The organism is Methyloceanibacter sp., from assembly GCF_041573655.1.
Lineage (GTDB): Bacteria > Pseudomonadota > Alphaproteobacteria > Rhizobiales > Methyloligellaceae > Methyloceanibacter.
Window position 1 is genome coordinate 1 of sequence record NZ_JBFFQD010000074.1, and the last position, 7,123, is coordinate 7,123.

Consider the following 7,123-nt stretch of genomic DNA (forward strand, 5'->3'; position numbering starts at 1 on the left):
ACAGACGCCGTGGACATGGCACACGTCGTGAGCTGGCTCATGGTGGCGGAAAACGAAATCGCGCGCGGGCCGAATGACGCCCGTCTCCACGACAAGTTCGGCTTTCCGATCGACGTCGACAAAGCCCGGCAGATCGCCGCGCGTATTCTGGGGCTTCTGGACGCGCGGCTCAGCCAAAACGATTGGCTCGCCGGCGATCATGTCACCATCGCCGACATTGCCTGCATGCCCTATGTCGCACTCGGCCATGAAGGCGGCATCTCGCTCGATGCCTACCCCGCGATCTGCGCATGGATTGGCCGCATCCGTGCGCTGCCCGGCTTCATCGCCATGCCGGCACTTCACGGTGAGTCATGACCACCTGGATGGATCTTGCCTTCTCGCCGGCGGTCAAGGCGGCGCAAACGCGCCGCGGCTCGCGGCCCGGCTATGCGCGCATGGAGGAGAAGGGTTCGGACAGGACCTATGTCGACGAGAGCCTCGCGGCATTTATCGCAGAACAGCGCTCGTTCTATCTCGCCACCGCCAGCAGCGCCGGTCAGCCTTATATCCAGCACCGCGGCGGACCGCCGGGCTTCCTGCATGTGCTCGGCAAGAACAAGCTGGCCTTCGCCGACTTCACCGGTAATCGCCAATACATCTCCACCGGCAACCTCGCGGAAAATCCAAATGCGATGATCTTCCTCATGGACTATCGCGCGCGCAGACGCGTGAAGATCTGGGGAACGGCGCGAGTGGTGGAGGACGATCCGGCGCTTGTCGAACGCCTCTTCCCTGAAGGCTACCAAGCCCGGGGCGAAGCCGCGGTCGTGTTCACGGTCGCGGCGTGGGACCTGAACTGCCCGCAACATATTCCGCAAATGCTGTTCGCTGAAGATGTCGAGGCGCTCGCCGCGCGCATCTCCGAACTCGAAGCTGAAAACGCGCGCTTGCGCTGTGAGCTCAAAGCTCAATAGGCCCGAAGCTGCTCACCGGGCTTGCCGGACAAGGACGGCTTCGGCACTTTGACACCACGTTTCTTGGCCGCTTCCGCTTGACCGCGCACGAAGTCGTGGAGCTCTTGCGCGCTCACGGTGCCGTCGCTGTCCCCAGCGCCGGTCGTGTCGGCAATGCCGCGCAAGCCCGTCACCAGCGAGTCCGTGAACAGGCTGCGCGGCCGCTTCGTCTTGCCGGGCTTCGCCGTATCACTCGCCGCAGAGAGCGTGATCCAATGAGGCGGTGTGAGGATGCCAGCGGGACCGATCTTCGGCGCGATATTCACGGCCTCGATCTCGTTGCCGTCCTTGAATGGCGTGTCGAGATAGAGCCGCAAATGCTTAACACCATCGATCGGACTACCCCTCGTTTTCCGTAGCGCCCGGCCACAACAACCAACCCATCACAAACGCAGCAAGAAGCGCGCCAGCAATTTCCGCAAAAAGAAACGCCGGCACATGATGGGGCGCGATACCGGAGAACGTGTCGGTGAAGGCGCGCGCGATGGTCACCGCCGGATTGGCGAAGGACGTAGATGAGGTGAACCAGTAGGCGCTCGAAATGTAGAGGGCGACCGCAGGCGCGACCAAGTTCAAGTTGAAGCGCACGCAGCCGAGGATGGTGGCGATGAGGCCGAACGTGGCGATGAACTCGCCGATCCATTGGCCGGTGCCGTTGCGTGCCGTTTGCGCAAACTGCACGGGCTCCAAGCCGAACATCAAGTGCGCGGCAACCGCGCCCAAACATCCGCCCAGAATCTGCACGGCGATATAAGCGAGAGCGTCGCCGCGCCCAAGGTCGCCGCGTACCCACATCACAAGACTCACGGCAGGATTGAAATGCGCGCCGGACACCGAGATGAAGATCGCGATGATGACGAACAGCACCGCACCGGTCGATGCCATGTTGGCAAGGAGCGCCAACGCCACGTTCCCGCCTGCGAGGTTCTGGGCCATGATCCCTGAACCCACAATGGCCATAACGAGAAAGAACGTGCCAAGCGCTTCGGCCGCGAGCCGCCGCGTCAGATCGAACGTCATTACCTCCCCCCAATCCGCCCTAGCAGCAGCTGGACGTCTTCTTCGTGCCTTGCGCCGGCGCCGACTCGTTGAACGGAAGCGACGTACCGCATCCGGCGAAGATCCCGTAATGGGTGTCAAAGTTGCCGACGAAGTCGAAGTATGGCGCGAAGCGCGTTTCCGCAAGCATGCGCCAGCTATTACCGCACACCGGAAAGACCTTGCCCTGCTCGATGACGTGACGCGCGTCGAGCGCGAACGCTTTCTCCTGCTCCGCCACGCCGCCGCGATACACGACCGCCTGACCATAGTCCTCGCAAGCCGGCTCGAGCCCCTCAAGCTTGAACAGGCGATATGTCGCCGAAAAGAAGCGCGCCTGACCGAGCTTCTGGCGCATGGCTTCGTTTTCGACTTCGATGGGACGGCTGGTGACGAGGCGCGGATCGAGATAGCCCGCTTGCTTCGCCATGGGCAGGAAATCGTTCCAATACAGCGCGCCGCCCAAACACTCACCGTATAGCAGCGGATCGGCCCGCATCTCATCGGTCAGGCGCCGGTCACAATAGACGTCGGCGAAATAGAGTTCGCCGCCGGGCTTCAAGAGCCGGTATGCGCCGCGCAACACCGCAAGCTTGTCGACGCAAAGATTGATGACGCAGTTCGACACCACGACATCGAAGGTCGAAGGCTCAAGGTCGAGCGTGTCGAGCTTCTCCAGATAGCCTTTGAGAAAACGGACATTCGGCTTTGCGTAGCCGAATTTCTGCATGTGCCAATCTTTATGCGCCTGCGCCGTCGCCAACTGCTCGTCGGTCATGTCCACGCCGGTGACGCCGCCGCCCTCGCCCACGAGTTGCGAAATGAGATAGACGTCGCGGCCAGAACCCGAGCCGAGATCGAGCACGTTGCAGCCTTGCAGCGCGGCGGGGATGACGATGCCGCAGCCATAGTATTTGGAGCGAACCTCCTCGTGTACATTGGCGATGAGCGTTTCGAGATGGCCGGGCACGCCGCCGCCGTCGCAACACGCGGAGGTCTTCAGGTCCTTCGATCCCTTCAGAACCTTCCCGTAATATTCTTTCACCACCTCGACATTCATCGTGCAACTCCACTATCCGACCGGCCCAATCGATGCGCGCTCACCCTAGCAAGACTCGCAACGCTGGAGCAGCACACGGCCAAGCACAGTCCCGTGAACGAATCATGTCGTGTCCATTTCATGCAGGCGCACCCCGGAATCCCGTGGCAAGCACATAGACTTCCGACGAACCCTGCCGGCTCGCCTTCGGCTTGACGTGGGCCACCTTGGCGAAGCCTTTGCGGAGCCGCGTGAGGAGATCGCCACTCGCGCCGCCTTGCAGCACTTTAGCAAGATAGGCGCCCCCCGGCTTCAGCACGTCCTCCGCGATATCGAGCGCCGCTTCGGCCAGCGCAATCACCCGCAAATGGTCCGTCTGGCGATGGCCGATCGCCGATGCCGCCATATCGGACAACACAACGTCGGCGCGCGCGCCGCCCAGCGATTCCCGAACGAACTCACCCGCTTCGGCGTCGGTCACATCCACCTGCATGAAGGTGGCGCCCGGAACGGGCTCAATATCGGTGATGTCGGCGGCGATGACCTTGCCCTGCGCTTGGCCCTTGCCCTCCCCGGCTTTCACCCGCGCCGCGGCCACCTGACACCAGCCGCCAGGCGCCGCGCCGAGATCGATCACCACGCCGCCCGGCTTCAACAAGCGATACCTGTCATCAATCTCGATGAGCTTGAAGGCCGCGCGGCTGCGATAGCCCTGGCGCTTCGCCTCCTCGACATAAGGGTCGTTGAGCTGCCGCTGCAACCAGCGCGTGGAGGAGAGCTTCCTCCCCTTCGCGGTCTTGACCCGGACATTGAGCCCACGCCGTCCCGCAGGTCCGCCTTTCGTTGGCCTTACCATGTGCTAATCAATCCCATCGCCGCACCGCCTTGACCGGACGGACCGCCCAGCCTCATCTCCACTCTATCCGTTCTCTAACACCTGCCACATGCCACGCTACTTCGTCACCCTGATCGTCGCGGTCGCCCTGTTCATGGAAACCATGGACTCCACCGTGATCGCAACATCGCTGCCGGCGATCGGCGCCGATCTTGGCGAGGATCCTATCGCGCTCAAGCTGGCGCTCACCTCATACCTGCTTTCGCTGGCCGTCTTTATTCCCGTCAGCGGCTGGATGGCCGACAGGTTCGGCGCACAGACGGTCTTTCGCGTCGCCATCGTGGTTTTCACGCTCGGCTCGGCGGCCTGCGGCTTCGCCCAAGGCCTAGCCGACTTCGTGCTGTTCCGCATCGTGCAAGGCATGGGCGGCGCCATGATGGTGCCTGTGGGACGCCTCGTCATCCTGCGCAGCGTGCCAAAGTCGGAGCTGATCTCGGCGCTCGCCTGGCTCACCGTGCCTGCGCTCATGGGCCCGGTTATCGGACCGCCGCTTGGCGGCTTCATCTCGACCTTCTTCTCCTGGCGTTGGATCTTTTGGATCAACATCCCTATCGGCTTGCTGGGCATCTACCTCGCCACGCGCTTCATCGAGAACTTCCGCGAAGACGAGGTGCCGCCGCTCGACGTCAAGGGCTTCTTCTTGTCGGGCGTCGGGCTCGCCGGGCTTGCCTTCGGCTTCACGGTGATCGGCCAGCCATTCTTTCCTCCGGCATTCGTCGTCGGCCTGCTGACGGTCGGCGCTATTGCCTGCACGCTTTATGTCCGCCATGCGCTCAATACGCCCAACCCGCTGCTCGACTTGCGCTTGCTCAAGATCGATACGTTCTTTGCGAATATTTTCGGCGGCTTCTTGTTCCGCATCGGCGTCGGCGCGACACCGTTCTTGCTGCCGCTGTTCTTGCAACTCGGCTTCGGCATGACGGCGTTGCAGTCGGGCTTGCTCACCTTTGCCACAGCCGTTGGCGCTATCGCCATGAAGACAACCGCTGCGCCGATCATCCGGCGCTTTGGCTATAAACGGATTCTGGTCTGGAATGCACTGCTGACATCCGTATTTGTCGCCGCGTGCGCGCTCTTCACCGCGGCAACCCCATCTGCCGTCATCCTGACCGTGCTTCTCATTGGCGGCTTTTTCCGCTCGCTCCAGTTCACGGCCGTCAACTCGATCGCCTATGCGGATATCGGGGAACACGACATGAGCAAGGCCACGAGCTTTGCCAGCGTCGCTCAGCAGCTTTCTATGTCCGCCGGCGTCGCGGTCGGCGCGTTCGTGCTGGAGATCGAACGCATGGGCCGCGAGACAAACGACGTTGTGGCCAGCGACTTTATTCCCGCCTTCCTCGTGGTCGCGGCACTTGCAGCAAGTTCCGCGCTGATCTTCATGCGCTTGCCCAAGAACGCCGGATCGAGCCTCTCCCGCAAGGCGCATGCGGTGGGCGAACCAGAGAAGCAACAATCCGTCGAATAGCTGCAAGAGCCTGTGCGCTTAGTCGCGTCCGGCCTGAGCTTTCTTGCCGCCTCGGCGCCGCCGGCGCGGCCGGGGCGAGGTTCCGCGGCGGTCGTGACCGTCCTCGGCCATGAGTGTGGTGAGAATACCTTCCCGCAAACCCCGATCGGCCACACGCAGGCGCTGGCACGGCCACATGCGAAGAAGCGCTTCGAGAATCGCACAGCCGGCCAGTACGAGATCTGCGCGCTCGTGCCCGATGCAAGGTTGCGCCACCCGCTCCGCGTAGCTCATGGCGATGAGGTCGCCGGACACCCGGCGCACATCGTCTGCCGTGAGCCAACAACCATCGACCCGCGAACGCTCGTAGTGGGGTAACTTCAGATGGATGCCGGAGATCGTTGTCACCGTGCCCGACGTTCCGAGAAAATGCGCGCTGGAGCGCCCGATCTTTTCACCGAAGCGATACTGTGACTCGAACGCGTTGAGCCCGACCATGACGTCATCGACCATGGCCTCGTAGCTTTCCTCGGTGACCTCCCGGCCACCATGCCGTTCCGCCAAGCTGACCACGCCGATCGGCAGCGACGTCCACGCGGCGATGCAGTTCTGCACATCGACGCGATCGTGGACCGAACGCCGCCGTTGCTTTCCAAGCCGTGTCAGGTCGAGCCAGATTAGTTCCGAGCTGCCACCGCCGATATCAAACACGAGCGCCCAATCGCAATTCCGGTCGAGCAGCGAGGCGCAGCCGGAAACCGCAAGCTTGGCCTCCGTCTCTCGCCCAACGACCTCGAGCTTGAGCCCGGTCTCATTCTCCACGCGATCGACGAACTCAGCGCCGTTGGTGGCGATGCGGCAAGCTTCCGTCGCGATCAGCCGCGAGCGCGTGACCGTGCGCCGGCGCATCTTGTCGCCGCAAACGCGCAACGCATCGATCGTGCGCTGCATGGCATCGTCGGAGAGCTTGCCGGAGGTCAGCACGCCTTCGCCCAGCCGGATGATGCGCGAGAAGGCATCGATCACGACAAAGCCGCGTCGCGACGGCTTGGCGACCAGAAGACGGCAATTGTTCGTGCCGAGATCGAGCGCGCCGTAGACCGAATGGTCCGGGCGCTGCGCGAACGCCCCCGTACCTTTGTTACCCTCGGCTGCCCCGGCAGAGCCTGGCGCTGGCGTGCCCGCGTGGGCTGACGCCTCGGCACTGGCCAAGGCATTTCCCTCGCTTTCGCCGGTCTCGTTCCGTATGGCTTTGGCGTCACGCGAAACCCTGGCAGCCGTGCGGGGGGTGCCGCGCGGTCCAGTCACGATGGTCAAACCTTTCAAGCCGGAGCTGCCGGCGCTTTCCCTTGCCCGACCGCCTGCGGCGTTGATCCTATGTCGCTAATTTACCAAGGTTCTCAGGCAGGTAAAGCCGGTTTCCGCAAGCAGGGCCTCATGAGACAGGCACTCAAGCGGTGGCAAGCCCCGTTACCGCCGCGACTGGGGGTCCGTCGATGACGCAGGGCTATAGGGTAAACGTTGGGTTGAGCGCCCTACGCCGCGCCCGCCGGCTCCTTGATAGGACGGGCCTCGGCCCGCCCAGGGGCGGGCGCCACTCACGGCCTTGCCAAGCTTGGCCGCCTGCGGCTAGAAGGGGTGTCCGATCCGGCGCGGCGGCTTGCAAGCCCTGCGCAAGGTCCACATCTTAGAGCTGGTGGGGGATCGTC

8 protein-coding genes are annotated in these 7,123 nt (G+C 63.2%); 3 read left to right on the top strand and 5 right to left on the bottom strand.

Translation table 11 applies throughout. The features are described 5' to 3' along the window. Together ABY454_RS11700 and ABY454_RS11705 are read left to right on the top strand one after the other, a co-directional pair. Positions 1-357 (top strand): glutathione binding-like protein (locus tag ABY454_RS11700; RefSeq protein ID WP_372930877.1); only part of this gene is annotated, 357 nt, incomplete at its 5' end. After that, positions 354-956, top strand: coding sequence for a pyridoxamine 5'-phosphate oxidase family protein (locus ABY454_RS11705; protein ID WP_372930879.1), 603 nt, complete (start codon positions 354-356; stop codon positions 954-956). The genes ABY454_RS11700 and ABY454_RS11705, both read left to right, overlap by 4 nt. Here the strand turns inward: ABY454_RS11705 and ABY454_RS11710 are convergent. The 4 genes from ABY454_RS11710 to ABY454_RS11725 form a co-directional block, all read right to left on the bottom strand. Next, a complete protein-coding gene (locus ABY454_RS11710; RefSeq protein ID WP_372930881.1) occupies positions 950-1,312 on the bottom strand; it encodes a hypothetical protein in 363 nt (120 codons plus the stop codon). The genes ABY454_RS11705 and ABY454_RS11710 overlap by 7 nt on opposite strands. Before the next feature lie 22 nt (positions 1,313-1,334). After that, a complete protein-coding gene (locus ABY454_RS11715; protein ID WP_372930883.1) occupies positions 1,335-2,015 on the bottom strand; it encodes an aquaporin in 681 nt (226 codons plus the stop codon). Positions 2,016-2,034: 19 nt separating this feature from the next. Beyond that, on the bottom strand, positions 2,035-3,093 hold the full coding sequence (locus tag ABY454_RS11720) for a methyltransferase domain-containing protein (RefSeq protein WP_372930885.1): 1,059 nt from the start codon (positions 3,091-3,093) through the stop codon (positions 2,035-2,037). 118 nt (positions 3,094-3,211) lie between these two features. Continuing rightward, on the bottom strand, positions 3,212-3,928 hold the full coding sequence (locus ABY454_RS11725; protein ID WP_372930887.1) for an RlmE family RNA methyltransferase: 717 nt from the start codon (positions 3,926-3,928) through the stop codon (positions 3,212-3,214). An 88-nt stretch (positions 3,929-4,016) separates the two neighbouring features. Between ABY454_RS11725 and ABY454_RS11730 the strand changes: the two genes are divergently transcribed. Beyond that, on the top strand, positions 4,017-5,435 hold the full coding sequence (locus tag ABY454_RS11730; protein WP_372930889.1) for a DHA2 family efflux MFS transporter permease subunit: 1,419 nt from the start codon (positions 4,017-4,019) through the stop codon (positions 5,433-5,435). 18 nt (positions 5,436-5,453) lie between these two features. On the opposite strand, the gene ABY454_RS11735 is transcribed toward ABY454_RS11730, so the two are convergent. After that, the gene (locus ABY454_RS11735) at positions 5,454-6,740 is read right to left on the bottom strand and encodes a Ppx/GppA phosphatase family protein (protein WP_372930891.1); all 1,287 of its coding nucleotides are present in this window, start codon (positions 6,738-6,740) and stop codon (positions 5,454-5,456) included. Positions 6,741-7,123: the final 383 nt, after the last annotated feature.

Coding starts and splice junctions, on each gene's coding strand:
- ABY454_RS11730 (WP_372930889.1), top strand. CDS start 4,017: ATGCCACGCTACTTCGTCACCCTGATCGTCGCGGTCGCCCTGTTCATG.
- ABY454_RS11715 (WP_372930883.1), bottom strand. CDS start 2,015: ATGACGTTCGATCTGACGCGGCGGCTCGCGGCCGAAGCGCTTGGCACG.
- ABY454_RS11720 (WP_372930885.1), bottom strand. CDS start 3,093: ATGAATGTCGAGGTGGTGAAAGAATATTACGGGAAGGTTCTGAAGGGA.
- ABY454_RS11725 (WP_372930887.1), bottom strand. CDS start 3,928: ATGGTAAGGCCAACGAAAGGCGGACCTGCGGGACGGCGTGGGCTCAAT.
- ABY454_RS11705 (WP_372930879.1), top strand. CDS start 354: ATGACCACCTGGATGGATCTTGCCTTCTCGCCGGCGGTCAAGGCGGCG.